At 62.3% G+C, this 19,520-nt stretch carries 18 protein-coding genes; 10 read left to right on the top strand and 8 right to left on the bottom strand.

What is annotated here, in order from left to right:
- Positions 1–8: 8 nt before the first annotated feature.
- The gene (locus ARTH_RS22225; RefSeq protein ID WP_011689743.1) at positions 9–4,850 is read right to left on the bottom strand and encodes a DEAD/DEAH box helicase; all 4,842 of its coding nucleotides are present in this window, start codon (positions 4,848–4,850) and stop codon (positions 9–11) included.
- 63 nt (positions 4,851–4,913) lie between these two features.
- Here ARTH_RS22225 and ARTH_RS22230 point away from each other — a divergent pair, with 63 nt between their 5' ends.
- Positions 4,914–5,618 carry an SOS response-associated peptidase gene (locus ARTH_RS22230; RefSeq protein ID WP_043431445.1) on the top strand — a complete coding sequence of 235 codons (705 nt, stop codon included), beginning with the start codon at positions 4,914–4,916 and terminating at the stop codon, positions 5,616–5,618.
- An 89-nt stretch (positions 5,619–5,707) separates the two neighbouring features.
- On the opposite strand, the gene ARTH_RS22235 is transcribed toward ARTH_RS22230, so the two are convergent.
- The 4 genes from ARTH_RS22235 to ARTH_RS22250 form a co-directional block, all read right to left on the bottom strand.
- On the bottom strand, positions 5,708–6,973 hold the full coding sequence (locus ARTH_RS22235) for a hypothetical protein (protein ID WP_011689745.1): 1,266 nt from the start codon (positions 6,971–6,973) through the stop codon (positions 5,708–5,710).
- Positions 6,974–7,460: 487 nt separating this feature from the next.
- The gene (locus tag ARTH_RS22240) at positions 7,461–7,787 is read right to left on the bottom strand and encodes a hypothetical protein (RefSeq protein WP_011689746.1); all 327 of its coding nucleotides are present in this window, start codon (positions 7,785–7,787) and stop codon (positions 7,461–7,463) included.
- Positions 7,768–8,100, bottom strand: a complete 333-nt coding sequence (locus ARTH_RS22245) for a hypothetical protein (protein WP_011689747.1) — start codon at positions 8,098–8,100, stop codon at positions 7,768–7,770. Before ARTH_RS22245 ends, ARTH_RS22240 begins: the two co-directional genes overlap by 20 nt.
- A gap of 115 nt (positions 8,101–8,215) precedes the next feature.
- On the bottom strand, positions 8,216–8,515 hold the full coding sequence (locus ARTH_RS22250; RefSeq protein ID WP_011689797.1) for a hypothetical protein: 300 nt from the start codon (positions 8,513–8,515) through the stop codon (positions 8,216–8,218).
- Positions 8,516–9,345: 830 nt separating this feature from the next.
- Between ARTH_RS22250 and ARTH_RS22260 the strand changes: the two genes are divergently transcribed.
- Together ARTH_RS22260 and ARTH_RS22265 are read left to right on the top strand one after the other, a co-directional pair.
- Complete coding sequence (locus ARTH_RS22260; RefSeq protein ID WP_011689749.1) at positions 9,346–9,777, top strand: hypothetical protein; 432 nt, start codon at positions 9,346–9,348, stop codon at positions 9,775–9,777.
- A 77-nt stretch (positions 9,778–9,854) separates the two neighbouring features.
- Entirely contained in the window at positions 9,855–10,205 is a 351-nt protein-coding gene (locus ARTH_RS22265; protein ID WP_011689750.1) for a hypothetical protein, read from the top strand.
- A gap of 30 nt (positions 10,206–10,235) precedes the next feature.
- On the opposite strand, the gene ARTH_RS24025 is transcribed toward ARTH_RS22265, so the two are convergent.
- Positions 10,236–10,397 (bottom strand): hypothetical protein, encoded by a 162-nt coding sequence (locus ARTH_RS24025; protein ID WP_156810891.1) that lies wholly within the window; start codon positions 10,395–10,397, stop codon positions 10,236–10,238.
- Between the two features lie 396 nt (positions 10,398–10,793).
- On the opposite strand from ARTH_RS24025, the gene ARTH_RS22270 reads away from it, so the two are divergent.
- From ARTH_RS22270 to ARTH_RS22280, 3 genes are all read left to right on the top strand, one after another.
- On the top strand, positions 10,794–11,807 hold the full coding sequence (locus ARTH_RS22270; protein WP_011689751.1) for a DUF4192 domain-containing protein: 1,014 nt from the start codon (positions 10,794–10,796) through the stop codon (positions 11,805–11,807).
- Positions 11,808–12,005: 198 nt separating this feature from the next.
- Positions 12,006–12,158 (top strand): hypothetical protein, encoded by a 153-nt coding sequence (locus ARTH_RS24155; protein ID WP_198011627.1) that lies wholly within the window; start codon positions 12,006–12,008, stop codon positions 12,156–12,158.
- Between the two features lie 515 nt (positions 12,159–12,673).
- Positions 12,674–14,029 carry a ParB/RepB/Spo0J family partition protein gene (locus ARTH_RS22280; RefSeq protein ID WP_011689752.1) on the top strand — a complete coding sequence of 452 codons (1,356 nt, stop codon included), beginning with the start codon at positions 12,674–12,676 and terminating at the stop codon, positions 14,027–14,029.
- Positions 14,030–14,443: 414 nt separating this feature from the next.
- Here ARTH_RS22280 and ARTH_RS22285 read toward each other — a convergent pair whose 3' ends face one another.
- Together ARTH_RS22285 and ARTH_RS22290 are read right to left on the bottom strand one after the other, a co-directional pair.
- On the bottom strand, positions 14,444–14,752 hold the full coding sequence (locus ARTH_RS22285) for a hypothetical protein (RefSeq protein ID WP_011689753.1): 309 nt from the start codon (positions 14,750–14,752) through the stop codon (positions 14,444–14,446).
- Positions 14,753–14,761: 9 nt separating this feature from the next.
- Positions 14,762–15,022: a helix-turn-helix transcriptional regulator gene (locus ARTH_RS22290; RefSeq protein WP_083812765.1), complete on the bottom strand. Its 261-nt coding sequence runs from the start codon at positions 15,020–15,022 to the stop codon at positions 14,762–14,764.
- Between the two features lie 422 nt (positions 15,023–15,444).
- On the opposite strand from ARTH_RS22290, the gene mobC reads away from it, so the two are divergent.
- The 4 genes from mobC (at position 15,445) to ARTH_RS23285 (ending at position 19,491) form a co-directional block, all read left to right on the top strand.
- Complete coding sequence (gene mobC, locus ARTH_RS22295) at positions 15,445–15,837, top strand: plasmid mobilization relaxosome protein MobC (RefSeq protein WP_011689754.1); 393 nt, start codon at positions 15,445–15,447, stop codon at positions 15,835–15,837.
- A complete protein-coding gene (locus ARTH_RS22300; protein ID WP_011689755.1) occupies positions 15,837–17,396 on the top strand; it encodes a relaxase/mobilization nuclease domain-containing protein in 1,560 nt (519 codons plus the stop codon). Before mobC ends, ARTH_RS22300 begins: the two co-directional genes overlap by 1 nt.
- 17 nt (positions 17,397–17,413) lie before the next feature.
- Positions 17,414–18,202, top strand: a complete 789-nt coding sequence (locus tag ARTH_RS22305; protein ID WP_011689756.1) for a hypothetical protein — start codon at positions 17,414–17,416, stop codon at positions 18,200–18,202.
- Between the two features lie 131 nt (positions 18,203–18,333).
- Positions 18,334–19,491, top strand: coding sequence for a competence protein CoiA family protein (locus tag ARTH_RS23285; RefSeq protein ID WP_011689757.1), 1,158 nt, complete (start codon positions 18,334–18,336; stop codon positions 19,489–19,491).
- Positions 19,492–19,520: the final 29 nt, after the last annotated feature.

Genomic DNA, 19,520 nt, shown 5'->3' on the forward strand with positions numbered 1-19,520 from the left:
CAAAGATGTCACACGGCGAGCTCGGGCAGGGCTCCGATGATCCGGTTGGATTCAAGGCTCAATGTCACGATCTTGGCAATTAGGTCGATGATGTAGCGCGGCTCCTGATGATCGCGGGACCAATCATTGGGGTCATTGACAATACCGGAGTCCTTGTCGGTCTTGACCCGGTACCTCTCTAGGATCCAATCCAAGGCGGAGCGCGAACCGAGCATGTACTCGTGGACCTCGACGGGAATGCCTTCAAGGGTGATATTTCCGTTGTAAATTATGCGGGTCTTATCCCACGATCCGGCCTTACCTTCGTACTTCATCTTGATCACTGCGTACCTGGTGTAGTCGTCGGCATCTAGCACCAAACCGGTATGACGTTCATTCAGCGGGAACGGGTCTAGGTCCTCGTAACCGATGTGCAGGGCTGCCAACTGCCGGCCGGCATCAGCGAACGCATGAAAGTCGTTGCCTGCTATTTTCGGAATGCGGGGGAGCATTCTCTTGAGGTCCGCGGCGAAGCGTTCACGGTAGTCGGGCGAGTGGAGGATGCCATAGACGTAGTAGAAGATGTCGTCTTTGCTCACGCACGATCCGTAAAACGTCCGATAATCGGCCAGGGCCGCGTCTGTCACGTTGTCGGTGCGCCCGTCCTCAGCGTCTAGCGGCGAGGCCGTAAGTTCCGATAACAAGTCGTCGCCATGAACTGGTTTGGTGTACGAGTAGCGGGGGAAGAACTGGCCTCCGCTTCCGGCCCCAGTGACGTGGAGGTCCGGCACAAGATCGGTCATCAACACGCCAAACGGCACAGCCGAACCGTTCCCAACAATGTAGAAGCCAAAGTTATTTTCGCCGCTAGGTGGGAAGATCGATTCTAACTGGGACCATTCGTGGTTCATCTTGCGTTCGTAGTAAACGGCCTGCTTGTTGAACGGTCGATAAGTCGCAGTCCGAATAGCAGATTCCCTGTATTCCACTTCTTCATCCCTGGCGAGTGATTGGCGCAGGCTTCTAGTCCAGCTGATCTCCATTCCGTTCGAGTTCAGTCTGGGTGTCAATTGGCCCACTCGCGTCGCGAGCGTGCCCGTTTTCAGGCCGGGCTTGATGGTGCTCCGGTCGGCCTCGTAGGCGGACACATGTCGATCAACGTTCTGGGCCATGGCTGACCGGCTGCTGTTGTAAACCCACGCATCTCGCCCGGTTTCGAGCCCCCGCGAGAAGATGTTGAAGATTCGAATTCCTTCTTTGGCCCGGGAGCCGATGGGCGTGAAAGTTTCGAAGATATCGTCTCGTTGGTTGATCCAGTCTCCCTCCACGTTAGGGGTAAGTCGTTCCCAGGGAATGGTGGCCAGGGTGGCTTCGTCGACGATGGCAAGTTTTTGCTTGCGGTCGAGGTAGTCACCGATGTCCCGGTAATTGAGCCGGCATCCGGCCACAGCTCCGGGGCGCTTGACGAGCAGCAGAACGGCAACCGTCGTCTTGCTGCCTTCGCCAAAGACGTTGTCCTTTTCCTTCCGCCGTTGTTCCCCGGCACCCCGCGCGTTCCCACGCAGGTTGTAAACGTAGATCTCGTGAAACTCAGTCGTGAGAGTCTTGCGGAGTCCGTCGGCGGTGTTGCCGTCGATGTATCCCCCGTTGGAGACGTAACAAACCACTCCGCCGTGTTCGGAGTTCAGTACGCGATTGGAAGCCCAGCGGATGGCGCGGATATATGAGTCATAGAGGGAGTTCACATTCGTTGCCGTGGACTGTGCCACATAACTTCTGCGGATGGACTCGTCCAGGGTCGGGTATTTGAGGTTGGCGTTGTTGTCGTTGCCGCTGGATTGGCCGACGGAGTAAGGCGGGTTGCCGATGATCACCCGGATATCGAGAGCGTTCTGCTTGACCACGCGATCGTTATTGTTGGTGAAGACGTGTTCGTCAAGGGTGTCTCCGTCTTCCGTCATTTGGAAGGTGTCGGTGAGCACGATCCCCCCAAACGATTCATAGCCGACCGTGTCAGCGTCACGGCCCTGTTCGACGGCTTGTTCAGTGAGGATTCCGTGGAAGGTGGCCTCGATGTTGATCGCCGCGATGTAGTAGGCCATGAGCAGCAGCTCGTTGGCGTGCAGCTCCTGGGTGTACTTGCGCAGTAGGTCTTCGGGTTTGATCAGTCCTGACTGCAACAGGCGCACGACGAACGTCCCGGTCCCGGTGAACGGGTCGAGTACGTGGACGCCTTCATCGGAGATTGAAACCCCGAACTCTTTCTTCAATACGTCGTCGACGGCGCGCAGGATGAAATCGACGACTTCAACCGGCGTGTAAACGATTCCCAGTGATTCGGCGGTGCGGGGGAAAGCGAGCTTGAAGAACTTTTCGTAGAGCTCAGTGATGATCTTCTGCTTGCCGGCGGCCGTGCCCACACCCTCGGCTTTCACCCGCACGGATCGGTAAAAGTCTTCGAGGTTCTGGACCTCCGAGTCAAGGTTGTACTGCTCGAGTACCAACACCATGGAGTCCATGACCTGGGACACCGGGTTGTGAGCGGCGAAAGAATAGTCCTCGAACAACGCCTCGAACACGGGCTTGGTGATCAAGTGCTGGGAGAGCATGTCGATCGCGTCGGACTCGCTGATGGAGGCGTTCAGGTTCCCCCGCAGGCCCTCTAGGAAGCCAGCGAATTCGTCCCGCACCCGGGCATCAGGGCCATCGAGTATCGTACGGATCCGGATGATGTGCCGGTCAGCAATGCCCTTGACGTCTTCGGCCCATTGTTCCCAGTAGCGGCGGTCCCCGACCTTGCGGACCATACGGGCGAAAATCGCGTTACGCCACTCGTCCGCATTGGCCATATGGAACAACGCCTCGGGTCCCGGCCTATCCGAGGAACCGGGCATCTCACCCGGGCCGTCTCCTGGACCGAACGGGTCGGCAACGGTGATGATATCGATTTTGTCGTTCGTGTTGCCGTTCAGGTCCAGCTTGTTGATCATCGCTTCGAACCGGTCATCATGGGCCCGCAGTGCCTGGAGGACATCCCAGACGACCTTGTACTTCTTGTTGTCGTTCAGCGCGGTTTCCGGGTCTTCGGAGGCCGGAACCGCGATCGGCAGGATGATGTACCCGTATTCCTTCCCTTCGGAGCGGCGCATGACACGGCCCACGGCCTGCACCACGTCGACCTGGGAGTTGCGGGGGTTCAGGAATAGCACCGCGTCCAAGGACGGGACGTCCACGCCTTCGGTGAGGCATTTGGCGTTGGACAGGATCCGGCACACGTTGCCCTTGGTTTCGTCCTGCAGCCAGTCCAGTTTCGCGGAGCGTTCGAGGACGTTGAACGTGCCGTCGACATGTTCGGCTTCCAGCTTCAACGCGTCGTCATCTTCGACCAGCAGTTGCCGGCCGATGAGTTCGAACTGTTCGGCCAGTTTCTTGGATTCCTTGATGTTCCGGGCGAACGCGACCGCCCTGTTCATAGGGGACGTATCTCCGATGGAGAGACGCTCGCCGTTGACGCCGCGCTTGGACAGGCCGTTCCAGCAGCCCACGATTCGGGCGGCGTCATCCAGGGACAGGTCTCCATTTTCTTGGAACAAGCCCTGGAAGGATCGGGACACCGCTTCCTCATTTACCGCCAGGACCAGGACCTTGTAATCGGAGAGGTGACCCATCTCTACGGCTTTACCGAAGCCCAGGTGGTGGAATTCCGGCCCGTAGACTGCGACATCATCCATGGAGTAAACGGCCACATCGTTCTCTGCCGCCTTCGCCTTCGAATCCTGCACATAGATCCGCGGCGTCGCCGTCATATACAGACGTTTCTTGGCGCGCAGGTAGGCCTGGTCGTGGACACGCACGAAGGCCGAGTCATCATGCTCCGCCTCCGTAATCCCCGTCGTCCGGTGTGCCTCATCGCAAAGGATCACATCAAAGTCCGGCAGTCCGAGGGCCTGGGCCTGGGCGATGACGTCGATGGACTGGTAGGTAGAGAACACCACTGTGACCGCTTCCTGGCCGGTGCTGATGCTCGTCCGGTAGAAGAGTTTCTGCGGGTCCGTGGTGGCAGGGAACGCCAGATCGTGTACGGACACGTCCTCGTGTTCGCGGCGGCCGACCTTCGTGTCCGAACACACGGCCAGCGGCCGCAACGGAACGGTGGCCTGGGCCGTCCACTCGTTCAGCGTCTGCTGCAGCAGAGCTATGGAGGGCACCAGGAACAGGGCGGTACCGCCGACAGGAACCATTTCCTCGACGATCTTCAACGAGGTGTAGGTCTTGCCCGTGCCGCAAGCCATGATCAGCTTCCCGCGATCAGAGGTCTGAAATCCTGTGATCACATCGTCGATCGCATCGCGCTGATACTTGCGCGGTTCCTTACGATCGATCTGCCGCATTTCCTCGGGCCGGTCCAGATCAAACTCAGCCCAATCAATGGTCGAATCCGCCAGATCCTGCAGCCGCAACCTGGTCATCGGCTTCGACTGGCCCTCCAGTGCGGTTTCGGCGTGCTTGGACCACTTGTCCGTGGTGGAAACGACCAGACCGTAGGAGAAGTCGACCTTGCCGGCGGCCGTGAAAAAAGAATCGATGTGCTTCTTATCCAGTGTCCGTTGCGGATCATAGAACTTACACTGGATCGCAGTCAGTTCCCCGGTGTAGCGGTCCTTCGCGACCAGATCGATCCCCGTATCCACCTGCCCTCTGCGGTCCGGCCACTCATCCCATAGCCACACATCGGAGAACTGATCCGAGTACTTGGGTTCCAACTGCAGATACCGCTTGAACAACCGCTCGAATTTCGTGCCCTTGTCCCGCTCATTTTTGGCGGAGAAATAGAGACGGTCGAGCAGCTGCTCGAAAGTGTTAGAACCCATGGGAACATCTTGCCCCACCCGGGTTGGCCTTCCGTTGAATGCGACGTGGGGCACAATGAATCCATGTGCGGCAGATACGTGATGTCCAAGGCCACCGGGGACCTTCTCAGCCAGTTCGAGGCTAAGGAGATCGAAGGCAGCCCGCCGCCGCCCAGCTGGAACGTCGCTCCGACCCAGGACGTCCCCATCATCGCGGAACGCCTGGACGAGGGCGCCATGGATCGCCGGCTGTTGATCGCCCGCTGGGGTCTTGTTCCGTCCTGGGCCAAGGACATCAAGATCGGTTCGAAGCTGATCAACGCACGCAGCGAGTCGATCCTGGACAAGCCCTCGTTCCGCAAGGCTGCCGTCAAACGTCGGGCGCTGGTCCCGGCGGAGGGATATTACGAGTGGCAGAAGACCGAGGACGGGAAGAAGATCCCGAATTACCTCTACTCCGAAAATGAGAATGTGCTCGCCTTCGCCGGGCTGTATGAGTTCTGGCCGGACCCGTCCCTTCCCGAAGATGACCCACACCGGTGGCTGCTCAGCTGCACCGTCCTGACCACGACGGCGCATGACTCCCTCGGGCACGTCCATGACCGGGCACCCGTCATCATTCCGCCAGGCATGTATGCCCAGTGGCTGGACCCCGACACGACGGACAAGGAAAAGGTGCAGGAGATCCTCGACGCCATCCCTGAACCGGTTCTGACGCCCCGGGTGGTCACCGACCGGGTCAACAGCGTGCGGAACAACGGCCCGGAACTTATCGAGCCGGCCCCCTAATCACTGCTCTACTGTGTGCGGCCACCAAAGCCGTAATCGGCCGGAGGCGCGGCCGGGAGCTCTGGGAGGACATCTGGAGTGCACCCTTCCTAGGCTCCGTCCAGCGCGCCGCTTGAAATGAGCTCATGCAGATTTCGGTAGAGGTTGTCGGGTCGCCCTAGCCGTCTATTTGACTGCTTCATCTGCGAGATAGCTGAGCGTTCGCCGACGATGTGATCTGCATATCCTGCAGCACAGGTTAGGTAGATGAGGTCGGTGAGATCGTTGCCTTTCCACGCAGTCCCCCCATTAACCTGTTTCTCGTGCAATACCTCTCGATAAAGGCCAAGGCACGGCATTTGGACCAAGTCGTCCCGCCAGCCGCCATGGATCCACAGGTGTAGCTGGTCCACGTTGAGCCTTGCTGCCTGCGCGGCTACCGCGACCTCTTTGCGGACATCGTCAAGAAAGTAGACATCCGTGCTCATGCGCTTACCGTGGCTACCGCGCTCTTGGCCCGCCAACCAATCAGTGACGAATTGAAACTTCTCAACCCATTGCGGGGTCTCGCCTTGCTGAACGGGCTCGCGGCCCAGCATCACGGACAAATGACTCGATATTGAGGTCATAGCATCCGCCGCCAGCTGCATGTCCTTGGGCAGAGGATCGTCGCCCCAGTCTTTGGGCACCGTACGGGACGAATGAATTGCGTTGGGCGCCAAGGTGAAGACTTCTGGCTCAACAGCAAGGATCTTGTCGCTGTATCTCTTCTCGAGACTCCGCTGCAGTTCACTTCTCCTCACCGTCAGCGGATCCTGCAGTTGCCACCCGCCACTGAGCTGGGCAATGGTAAGAGCCAAACGATACCTGCGCTCATTGTCCGACCACTTACATGTTTCAGCCATGTGAGCAGACGACAGAGGGAGGATGACCTTCCTAGCGAGGACGAGCTCGATCAACGTCTCGGCCGCCTCACGTTCAGCCACGGAAGAGATGCGGCCGGGGTTATAGATTGCGTTGGCTAGAGTGCTCCAGTCCTTCTGATCCAGGTAAATTACCTGCCGGCCATTTATCGGGGAGTGGCTTTGAAGCGTCGGCAGCTCAGCGCCAATGACGTCACCTCGCTCGGTTTCCAGCACGATCCGGTTCGCCAGCATGAAGTACGTGCTCTTTACGATCACCTCAGTCCGGGCTCTCGATAAGGCCGTATTGGGGATGAAGGCCTCTTTGCCGTCCGATCGGACAAATCGACATACACCGGTTTGCCAATCAATTTCGACAAGGATCAAAGAAACACCCGCCGGTAGCGGGGAACCCAATGTTTCCGCGTTGCCACGTATGGACTCATCTTCGCTTTGAGCTGCTTGGCCCGACACTGGTCCTCCTTCGTTCCGCGACATATAGCCTAGGCAGTGACGCCTCGCCTCTGAGCATATGGCCCGCCTTCAAGACGCTCCTACGCTCTTCCGAGGCCCTGCGAAATGGCTGCCTCTCACTGGCGATCAAAGGGTGATGAAATCGCGTCCGGATGCAACTCCGGACGTACGCGGAGGACGCGGAGTGGGTGGCGGAAGGACCTGCCTGACCAGGCCGTATCGACGGAGACTTCCACTGCCACGGGTTCGACCAGGGTCAGCGCCACCGGTTCCTGTCGCGGTTGAACCGGTCCAGGGTGGTTCCTTTCACGGTCGTGGGCTAGGAATGGGTGCCGCGGGGAGGTTTCAGCCAGCGCGCAAGTTCCCGCGCAGCTGCCGTCTTCAACGGTGTGGATCTCCCGACGATCCGCAGCTCCCCGTCCATGACCAGCCCGGCCACGACTTCCCGTGGTTCGGTGATCGGCCCGATGACTGGGCCGTGCCTGGCTTAGGCGGCCGCGGCTCCGGCGTCGGTGATGCCGGCCAATAGCCACTGCTCCGACAGCGGATCGCGGCGCAGCTCGAAGGTACGCAGCGCCGAAGTGGAGGTCAGTCGGACCTGGACCTGCCAATGTTCGACGCTGACCAGGTCCCCGCAGCCGACCGGTGCCCGCTTGGCCGTGTTCCACCAGTCCGCCCGGGCAAACCAGTGGACCGGCTCCGCCCCTACCGCCCAGATCCTGCCGTCATACCTGACGGCCAGGGGAATGCCCTTCGCGGTAAACCGGACCTGTACCGGCACATCCAGAGGGCTGTCAGTTGTTGCTCTTGCCACGGGTCCGCTCTCCCAAATTCCTGTTCATCATTTCCTCCCGGCGGGTTACCGCCGAACTCCATACCCAGGTCCGGTACGTGACCGGCCCGTCCTTCCACGTCACTTCGGCCGCCTTCGCTGTCCAGGCAAAAACTTCGCCGTCCACCAGTTCCGCGCAGTTCGGGAACCGAATCCAGGCTTTCACTGGTATCCCTGGATACCCGTTCTTGACCGGGAAGTGCTCGAAATCGAGCTCTTCCACGGTCAGCCCGATTGGGCCGGCCCGCCGTGCGTACTGCGCCTGCAGCGCGGTCGCAAAATCTTCGGAGGACATACCACAACCTTAGAACATATATTCGAATAGACACGCCAAAGGATGGCGGCCAACGAATGGCCGCCATCCTTTTCAGTATTAGAGAGGGGTCTGACAAAAGGACCAGGATTCTTCCCTACAGGCCCTTCGCGCCTTCGTCCGTGTCCTTTTCTATGCCTTTGATCGTGCGGGTCATGGCCCGCACGGAGTCCAGGTTTTCCTCCCAGCGGCTGCCATCACGCGTACAAGCACGAAATGACCTCACGCCGGCTTCCTGGGCGGCCTGCCGAAGCTCGGCCCACGCCTCTTCCAGGTCGGCAAGCTCTGCCGGGCCAAGTTCAGGACGTCCGTCCTCCACGGGCGCTGCCGCAGGGAAGGACTCAGCTGCAGCTGGTGTCCGACGCCGGCCAATAAAGTCTCGCAGTCGAAAAGCCATATCTCCTCTTAGTAACCGGGTAGTCGAAGTCGTCGGACTCCGGGTTTTCCGCGATGGCAATATCCCTCAGGGCTTGTTCCTTTGTAACCTCTTGCCCCTGGGGATCCAGCAACGCCCAACGAAAGACCGGATCCGGGCCGGGCTGAACGACCCGCCGCACCCAACGGTAGCCGTGCTCTTTGAGCTTTTCCTTGTCGTCCCGGAACTGCTTGTCCTTTTCGATGGCCCGCTGCACCCTGGTTGCCGCGGATCAATCGGCGACGCACCGGCTGCAGACGTGCCGGCGGCCGTCGGCGCTGGGATCGACCATTTCCTTACAAGCTCCGCATCGTTTCAGCTCCATGCCCGCAAGCTACCAGAAGGGCCCGACGCTAGATGCTGGTCGGCTCTCTCGTGGCCGGGGCAGTGAAGGGCAGGCTCGCGGGGCTCGCCCTGGTTTCCGCTGCGCTCCAACCAGTTGAAGGGCGTCCGCTGGCGCGGCCGGCTGTTGGGTCCAGGGCGTGCCGTCGCAGAGCTCCGGACCCCCTGGCCCTGTGTGTCTACGACGCTTTTTGGCTGCTGTCCTGACGGATTGTACGTGTCCGCTCCGGCCCGTCTAGCCCCTCCTTCGTCGGGGCCTGCGGTTCAGGAAATGTCCCTGCGGCGCTCCTTCGTCGCTGATTTCCTCCGGGAATTTCCCGCCCCTTGCCCTGCGGGTAGACAGGCCTCCGTCGACCACAGCTCCGCAAGCTTCGCCAGCAGCCAAAAACAACGGGGGGAGAGGGGACGCTGGCCGGTCACCTAAGCCGCCCCACCCACCAACCCTTTCGGCAAAAAAGGAGCAACACCACATGAACGCAGTCACCAAGAGGACCGTGACCACCGTCGACACCGGCGAAACGGTCCACGATGTGCCCGTGCTCGTCGATTACCACATGAACGACGGCTACGACTGGATGGACGTCATTAGCGAACACGGCTGGGCCGTGATCCCCAGCTGGGGATGTGATGGCTGGGACCTGGGCCAGTGGCCGTACGTCATGGTCGCCGCGATCCGTACCGCCGACGAGATCGGGAACCTGTTCGGCATGGCCACCTACTGCGAAGGCGACGTACGAACGACCTTCTATCGGACCAAGGCGAGGTTCTGGACCGCGATAAGTGAGCAGGCCTTCTTCCACTGGAAGAACGGACAGGCCCACGGCCCGGCAGACCTGCCCGAAGCCGCCGCCGAACTACCCAGCCGGTACCGGATGCCTTACGTCGTGCTGGACGCCGCCTAACCAGCACTGACAACCGCTGTACTGCCCGGCCGGAGCCGGGCAGTGCAGCGGCCAAACGACTTCAAAGGAGCTAGCATATGAGCAACGACACCACCGCCCCCAAGGGAATCACCGCCCTGATCTACCGCGACGCCCTGGGTACGGACTTCTCGAACCGGGGCATCTCCGCCCGGGCTATGGAAGTAACCGTCATTGGCGAGGGCATCGACCCGGTTTTCGAGGCCACCGAGCAACGGCCCGCCGTCCGGCTCGTCAAAACTGAGACCTTCCACCGTGAGACCGTGATTCACGCCGAGCCGGTCATCCCGGAAGGTGAACCCGCACCGTGGTATATGTTCGGCGGCACGTTTATCTTCAGCAGTGACGCCAGGTTCCGCCGCGCAGCCGGACACTACGGAGCGGTCCCGCTGCACGACCGCCGCGAATAGGGCCGAGGGTGGCCGGTCTTTCGGGGCCGGTCACCGCGGGCGGTCCGCCGTCGTGGCCGGCTTTCGCTGGTGGTTGGCGGCGGCGGACCGCCCATCCCGCAGTAGCCAGGTGCCGGGGCGTCGGCCGTCGGCGGCAAGCCAAGGGTTGGCGGTGTCGTTGGGTTGTTCCTGGGCGCGTTGGTGAAAGAACATGCTCGCTGGGCTCGCACTGGTTTGCGCTGCGCTTCAACCAGTTGATGGGCGTCCGCTGGCGCGGCCGGCTGTTGGGTCCAGTGCCGGCTCCGCCGTCCCTGGCCCTTTTGTGTCTACGACGTTTTGGCTGCTGTCCTGACGGATTGTACGTGCCCGTTCCGGCGCCTCTAGCCCCTCCTACGTCGGGGCCTGCGCCCCGGAAAGTCTTCTCCGGCGCTCCTTCGTCGCTTATTTCCTCCGAAGATTTTCCGGGTCTTGCCCTCACGGGTAGACGGGCCTGCACGGGCACAGCTCCGCAAGCTTCGCCAGCAGCCAAAACAACGGGGGAGAGGGGAGCTGGCCGGTCACTTGAACCGCCCCACCCACCAACCCTTTCGGCAAAAAAGGAGCAACACCATGAACGACTTCATCAAATTCACCGGCCCGGCCGACGTCCTGGCCTTCATTCCGCACACGCTGGGACAGACCCCCACGGAATCCTTTGTCGCCCTGACCATGCAGGGCAACAAGATCGGCGCGACCCTGCGGGTGGATGCCCCGTTCGGGCAGGATCCCGTTGGTTACGCCCAAACCATCGTCAGCTACCTGACCGCTGACGAGGCCGCCACCGGCAGCCTGCTGGTCATCTACACCGACGAGAGCACGACCGACGGCAGCAGCCCCTACGCTGGGCACGTGCAGGCCCTGAGCACCGAACTGGAAACCGCCGGGATGCCCCTGCAGGACGCATGGCTGGTGACCTCTGAATTGTGGCGGAACTACCACTGCACGGACACCGGCTGCTGCCCCGACCAGCCGCTGGATGCCATCACCACCAGCAACGGCAACGCCGCCCTGATCTACCGAGGGAGCGCCGTGACCGGCTTCATCGCACCGGCACCCTTCACCGGAGACGAGACGGCCCGCGAGGCTATCACCGCGCGCAAGCCTGACGGCTGGCCGGAAGACCTCGAAGCCAGCCGTGCTGCCTGGGCCAGGGTGCTGAAGGACCCCAAGAGCCTAACGACCGAGACCGCGTACCAGCTGGCAGGAGCGTTGCAGCACCCCACCATCCGGGACTACATGATGGGCGACATCGTCCCGCACGCGCCCGAGCAGTTCACCTCCGTCATGCTGGGTGTGTTCCCCACCCGCCCCGACTGGGCGCGCGTGGACACGGCACAGGAAGTCGCGTTCGAGCTGATGAAAGCCACCCCGGAAGGGCAGCGCGCCCCCATGTTGTGCCTGATCGGCTGGCTCGAATGGCTCAAAGGACAATCCAGCTTCGCCGCCCGGTACTTCAAGCTCGCCCTGGAGGACACCGCCGGGTACCGGCTGGCGGAACTGCTGGACGAACTGGTCAACCGCGGCCTGCTGGCAGACTGCAGCCGGGACCGGAAAAAGGCCTATGACCGCCGCCTGAAGCGCTAGCTTCGACAGGGCCGGACTCCACTACAAGAAGGGTCCGGCCCTCCCCGCGGGATCTTCGCCAGGTGCGCGGCGGCCTCCCCCGCTTCGCTCCGCCGGCCGCGTAAACGCTGCGCGGGCGCCGCGACTTCAGCCGGCGCGCAGGAACTGCCGATACTGTGAAAGGACACCGCCGTCCCGTCCAGCCAAGGAGTCCCGAGCGTGGCAGATCAATTCCGCATGACCGAAGACGATACCGTTGCCCCGGACGCGAGCCCCCTTGAAGACATCCTGGAACTGAGCCTGCTCACCGCAGGCCCAGCCACCGGACCAGTAGACCGGCCAAGGAAAGACCACCGACACTACGAGCAGTAAACCCAAGCAGCACTGACGCTGCACCACAGATTTCCTTATTGCCGAGGGAAATTCAGGAAGCCGGCACGGACAGTGCCGGCCTTCCTTCATGTGCGCAGCATGTAGCTGTGGACCGGGGGAGTGGGTGTTCGCCAGGGCTCACACCGATAAGGGCGTCCGCTGGCGCGGCCGGCTGTTGGGTCCAGTGCCGGCTCCGCAGGGCTCCGCCGTCCCTGGCCCTGTGTTGTCTGCGACGTTTTTTGGCTGCTGTCCTGACGGATTGTACGTGCCCGTTCCGGCCCGTCTAGCCCCTCCTTCGTCGGGGCCTGCGCCCCGGAAAGTCTTCTCCGGCGCTCCTTCGTCGCTTATTTCCTCCGAAGATTTTCCGGGTCTTGCCCTCACGGGTAGACGGGCCTGCACGGGCACAGCTCCGCAAGCTTCGCCAGCAGCCAAAACAACGGGGGGAGAGGGGAGCTGGCCGGTCACCTAAGCCGCCCCACCCACCAACCCTTTCGGCAAAAAAGGAGCCACACCACATGAACGCAACACCCACGCTTGAAATGCTCGACCCGGCCACGCTGACCGTCGACGTTAACGTCCGTAAGGACGCCGCCCTGACACCCGATTTCATTGCCAGCATCAAAGAACATGGCGTGATGGAACCGGTGATCGCCCACCGCAAGGACGACGGCACCGTGCACGTGCTGATGGGCCAGCGCCGCACCCGCGCCGCCGTGGAAGCGCAGCGGCCTCTGATCCCGGTGATGATCATCGACAGCCCCGAGGAAGCCGAACGTATCGTGACTCAGGTGGTGGAAAACATCCAGCGCGCTGAACTGACCGAAGCGGACGAAGCCGACGCCTACCACCAACTGTCCCTGATCGGCGTCTCGGCCACCGCGATCGCCAAGAAGACCGGGCGCACCAAGACAACGGTGGAGTCCGCATTGAAGGTCAAGTCCTCCGACGCGGGAGCCGCCGCCCTGCGCAAAGGATGGACCATCGAAGAGGCGCTAATCATGGCTGAGTTTGAGTCAGATGAAGAGGCCACGGAGGAGCTCGAATCGGTCATCATGGACGAACCTGACCAGCTTCTGCACGTCGCGCAGCGGCTGCGAGACCGGCGCGAAAGCGCCGCCGCCCTCGCGGCGCTGATCGCCGACCTGGAAGCCCAGGGCAAGACCATCGTGGAGGATGCCGGACACTACGCCGACGACGACAACCTCTACGTCACCGCCGCCAAACGGGAGGACGGGGAACCAGCCACCGAGGACGACGCCAACGCCGTTCTGATCACCACGGACTACCGGGGCCAGCACCGGACCCACTCCGTGATCGCGGGGTGGAAGGAGACGGGCTTCGCACCGAAGTACGAACGCTACGACGGCGGCCGCCCAGCGCAGAAAGGCCCCATGACCGAGGAGCAAAAGGCCGAGCGCAAAACCCTGATTGAGAACAATAAAGCGATGCTGTCCGCGCAGGTGGTACGCCGTGAATTCGTGACCGGCCTGCTGTCGAAGAAGCAGCCACCGAAGGGCTGGCAGTACTTCACCGTCCACGCGATCACCCACCATCCGGAAACGGCCAGCGGTTACGACGGCGAGGTGGCCGCGGGAATGGTCGGGGCGAAGGTTGACGAGCCGAAGACCTGGGCGTGGAACCCGCTCCGCACGCACGTGGCGAAATCCACCGCACGGCCTGAATTCTCCCTGATCGCACTGATCTGCGCGGGGTATGAGAAGACGGTCGCAAAGGACTCGTGGCGGTCCCCCTCCCAGACTCACAGGGACTACCTGAACCAACTGGTTCTTTGGGGATACAAGGCATCAACTGTTGAACAGCTGATCATCGACAGCGACAAGCCAGCCGAGGAAGAAATCCAAGCGGCCTAACTCCAAACCTTGCCGGGCGGAACACCACCGCCCGGCAAGGCCAGTACCGATCACCACGGCAGGGCCGGGAACCTCGCAAACGTCGGGCGGTCCGCCGCCCGGGGCGAACCACGGCAGCCACTCACCAGCGGCGGACCGCCGTTAGGCGCGGCATGGGCAGAAGCCCACCAGGGGTGCCGCGCACACCAACGTGACGGGTACCCGGCGTCGTCCGGTTCGCGGTGTTTTAGGCCGCCGGCAATGCACGGGGTGCCGCACCAGTGCACCCTTCATGGGTGCGCTAGAGTGAATGAAAGATTTCCTTTTGCCGAAGGACAAAAAAGGACCGGAATGTTCCGGTCCTTTTTTGTGTGCAGCGGCTTTCAGGGGTGTCAGCGCGGCGGCTTGGGTTTCACAACAGCGTGGGTTTTAGGCTCACCCTTCGCTGAAGGATGTGCCGGATTCCTGGGCGGAATCCTGTTCGGATCCGGCGGAGCGCTTTGCCGTCCGCCGGCGCTTTACCGCCGATGGTTCGAGGCCAAGTTTCTTCAGTTCCTCGGTACTCCATCCATCCCGGGTGGCCTGCACGTAGGCGCGCTTGTCATCGCGTTCGGCGGCAACAAGCTGGTCCCGCAACTCGGTGATTCGCTGGCGGCTCTTCACCAGGGCAGTGACGGATTCAATGCGGGAGTCCAGCAGCGCGCGGGCCTGGTTTCGTGTCTGTTCAATGTCGAGGGTAGCCATGGATTCAGCCTAACGATCATCCCGACGCCGGCTCCGGCGGACGCGCCCATCCTGGCATGACATGTCCGAGGCAACCGGAGAATTTTGCGCCAGGAGGTGGGCGTTCAGGGGATCGTTGAACCAGTCCCGCAGATAGTCGTCGGAGTAGCTGACGGTTCGTGCTGTGAACTGGAAGTATTCGGGCCCGATGCCGCGCCGCCGCCACTGCCGCAGCTGCATCGGGGAAACCCCGTATTGCCTGGCCACTTTGGTAGGTGAGATGAGAGCCAAAACTGTACCTTTCGCTTGCTCTATGCCGCGTTCCTTTCGGCACGCTTGCCGAAACTTGGCCGGTGAAGGAATTGGCCAGTTGGAGCGGCCGGACCGTGGAATACCGGAGCGGAGCGAGGATATGCCGCGAAAGCCGGCTGCGGAGACTTGCCAAGGAAGGACCGGGCAGTAGCCTCAACCAGCCGAAACGGAACGACGCAGTCGTTTTGAATAAGTCAGACGCGCAGCGTCCTGCAGGGCAGTGCCCAGGAACCACCCCAAGCGCCAAATGCGGGCGCGGGTGATTTTCCGGAGCAAGCTATTGGGTTATGTGCCATAACCCGCGTGTTGATCCGCGGCCTGCGGCCCTGGATGCGGCACACTCGTCAGTGTGGCCCGGAGATTCCGGGTCGCTGCGCTGGGCATTGGGGGAGGGGACCGGGATGACTGAAGAGCCGAAGTCGCCACGCCGGATCTCCCGCCGCCGCCGCGCCAACATTGACGGCGACACCCAGTACGTGCGGGTTTCGATGTCGGAGTTCGAACGCGCTCAGTTGAAGGTGCTGGAGGAACGGACCGGGCGCAGCCCGTCGGAGATCCTTGTCAGCGCGGCCCTGTACGCGGAGAACTCGGAGTCGCTGGCCGAGCGGCGGGCGATGGCCGTGGAATTCATCGCGGCCCGCCGCTACCTCGCTGCCCTGTCAAACAACGTCAACCAGCTCGCCCGGCACGCGAACGCCACGGACGAATTCCCGGAAGCAGCCCGCACCGTTTTGACCCGGGTACGGGGGGTTGCTGACCGCATCAATACGATGCTGGATTCGATGGTGCGCTGATGATTCCCAACATCACCAAGGGCACCCGCATGCACGGGCTCATCGCATACCTTGCCGGTCCCGGGCGGACGAACGAGCACACCGATCCGCACCTTGTCGCTGGCTCACCGTCGATCATGGCCTGGCACAACGACGATGAACTGAACGCCGATGCCGCCCAGGCCATTGCCAAGGAACTGGACCGGGCCAGGAGCGTCCTGGGCGTGGAGATTCCCGGCGGGCATGTCTGGCACTGCTCCCTTTCGCTGCGCGCCGAGGAAGGCGACCTTACGGACCAAAAGTGGGCTGAGATTGCGCAGGACTTCATGGACGAGATGGGGTTCACCGAAGCCAGCGGACGGGCGCCGGCCCAGTGGGTGGCGATCCGTCACGGCCACAGCAAAGCCGGGAACGACCACATCCACATCGCTGCCTCCATGGTCCGCGAGGACGGCACGAAGTGGAGCAGCTGGCGGGACTTCCCCCGGGCGCAACAAGCCGCCCGGGAGCTTGAGAAGAAGTACGGCCTGGAAGAACTTTCACCCACGCATTCCACCCGTGGGCTCCGGCCGGGAGAACGTGAAGCCTCCGAGCGGCGGGGAGCCCCGGAACCGGAACGCCGGTCCCTGGAACGCAAGGTCCGTGCCTGCGCGACGTCCGCCCAGGATGAGGCCGAATTCATTCGACGACTGCGCCGTACCGGTGCCCTTGTCAGGCCGCGGTACGCGTCCGGACGTGACGATGTCGTGGTCGGCTACAGCGTGGCAGAACGTGCCCCCAAAGGTGGCCGGCCTGTTTGGTTCGGCGGCGGTCACCTCGCCAAAGACCTTGCCCTGCCCAAGCTCCGTGCCGAGTGGCCTGACATCCCACAAGGTGCCGCCGAGGCGGTCGCAGAATGGCAGGCAGCTGCACGTGGACGCCGCCCGGTCAAGATCGGCCGCGAAGCCCACGAACCGGACCTGCAAATGTGGGAGCAGTACAGCGACGAAGTTGCCCGGCTCCGCGAAACGCTACGCTCCGTCCCGCTGGACGATCACGCGACCTGGGCGCACGTTTCACGCGAGACATCCGGCGCCTTCGCAGCCTGGTCCACGGCAACCGAGGCAACGCCCGGACCACTCGCAGCAGCAGCTGACGAGCTGTCCAAGACAGCACAACTGCGGCGCTACCCAGTCCGCCCCATCCGCAGCGCAGGACCATCTGCCCGCGGAGCCTCGCTCATGCTCATGGCAGCTTCGATGGGCGGCACCGGAACCGCCGCGCAGGCAATCATGCTGCGCCAGCTGCTCAACGTCGCCAAGGCCGTCCACGACATGCACAAGGCATCAAATGATCTGCGCAGAGCACGCCAGATCAGCCACATGGTCAAGCACCACCTGAGCCAGGTCTCTGCCGCACTACCCAGCGTCCCTGCGACCACGCCCACAGCGGATAGCGAAGCTGCCGCCGCGGTACGAGCGAGTGCAGCCGGTCAGGTTTCGGGTCGGTCCGCGGGCTCCGTGCTGCCGCCGAAATACGTGCAGGCACGCACCCACGCGAGCACCCGAAGCGGGAGTACCCGCCCAGACATTGAGAGATAACACCAAGGAGGGGAACCATGAGCGAATCTGACGGCATTGATGAGGCTCTTGAGGGAATGTCGCGCGTTGGGCTGACTGTCGCCGGCCGGCTCGGTGAGCAGCTTGCCAGGGCACGCGAGCAAGAGCTGCGTCGTGCCCAAGCGTCCGAGGAACAACAGGCCCGCGAGCTGCAGGCCCGGTTCGATGCGGAGCGGGCAGCCGCCCGCGCGCAGCTCGCCCCGGTCATGGACAACCGGTGGTGGGACACAGCCAACGGCCGCGACGTCGAAAGGGTCCATCAAGCGGCCACCGCGTGGAAGGACCACGACCCGGCGGCGCGCGACGCGGCCGAGGTGATCCGTGACCAGGTGCAGCGCCGCTACGGCTTGGACGTGAACAACCTCGGTGCCAATGAAGCAACGGTGGCGGAGGCCTTGGCTAAAGCTGAACGGGACCGCGAACAGGCAGAACAGGAACGCCGTTCCGGCCGTGATGAGAACGCCCAGGCCGTGCAGCTGCTGGCCGAGGCCGACCGGGAAGATCGCAACCGCGAACGAGACGTCACCGAAGAGAACCAGCACCCTGAAGCGCTACGCGAAGAGGCGGGCATCAAATACGACTCAGCCGAACGTCGCCAGGAATTAGCAGCCAGCCTGGAAGGCATGGCCGACCGCGAAGCCGTACAGGCACGGCTCAGCGCCGATCAAGACCAAGGCACGCCAGCCAGTGCGGCAGTGGCAAAGACAACAGGGCGGAGCCCGAAGGCCCGCAAGACACGCGGAGCCAACGGCCAGACCAAGCTTCTGCAGAAAGGCATGAGCCGGTAGAACACCCGATCAGCGAGCTTCGTGTCGAACTGCGCTGTTGGGTGACTGAACTTAGCTAGATCTCTGAACCTAGCTACTTCGCTGGGCACGTCGTACTCGGCATTGTCAGAGGCATCGGCTATATTCCGCGCATGGACAGCGAATCAACGTCGGAGCGCCGGGATATCTACGCGGTCCTTGGTTCCCCTGACTCGCGCTTTCCCGTCGAAGCGCCGGCAGATCCGAAGGAAGCCCGCCGGCTGAAGGGCGGAAACAGTTTCTACTGCTCGACCGCACTTGGCGGGTGCGGAGGGGAACTGACCTTTGCCATCGGCGACGTCAACATTCCCCACTTCAGGCACCAGGCGGGAAGCAGATGTTCACTGATCTCGTCCAAGACCCTGGCCGACCGCTACACCCACCTTGCCATCCAAGAAGCATTGCGGGCGTGGATCGAAACCATGCCGGGCTTCTCCTGCCGCCTTGAGGTCTCCATAGAAAGCGGACGCACGGACGTCCTGGTGACAGGTCCGTCCTTCGAGGTTGCCCTCGAAGTGCAGCGTTCAGCGCTGTCTGCCCGCAACGCCCTGGAACGGACGGCGGTCTACAGCCATAGAGCCAACGCAGTGCAATGGCTGTACGCATTCAGGGACATCGATGCCTACAAGGCGGAGCTTGCCGACCGCGGATGGAGCCTGAGGATCTGGTACGGGTGGGCCAAGAAGGAATGCAGGATCGGCGTCAGCTACGAAACCGAAACCGGCGCGGAGGTGGAAATAAAGGAAGCCGGCGGACCGCTGACAGACTGGGACATATCCTTTCGTGGTTTGGACTCGGTCCACCTCCGCAAGGCAAAAGCGGCAGTGGAGCGCCTGAGAGCGACGGAGCGGGAGCGACGCCTGGAGCAGGCCAGGGAGGAGGCTGCCCGCGAAGCCGCGGAAAAAGCGCGTAAAGAGGCCGCGCGGCTCCGTCACATCGCAGACCAGAGAGCAGCGCACGAGTCTCTTCTCAGGGCCTTGCAGCACACCCCGGAGGGGCTGGAAAACAAATGGCCATCGTCGTGGCCCCAGCTTAAAGGCAGCCCGGGACAGGTCTCATGGGCAGAATCGATTCGTGCCCGGGCCGTCGCTTTGTTGCGTGAAGAATTGGTCGAGGAGTGGCTTCCCCAAGCCAGGGGAGTACCGGTTGCGCGGTGGCTGGCTTTACAATCATCGGCGGCATTCTGGATTCATTGCCGCTTCAATGACACCTTTGCTTTTGTTCAAGCGTACGAGCACCAATTCGGATCCCCGTGGCACCCCCAACGTTGACGGTGCGTGGGCCGGCACCGCGGCGCGTC

This window comes from Arthrobacter sp. FB24, assembly GCF_000196235.1.
GTDB lineage: Bacteria > Actinomycetota > Actinomycetes > Actinomycetales > Micrococcaceae > Arthrobacter.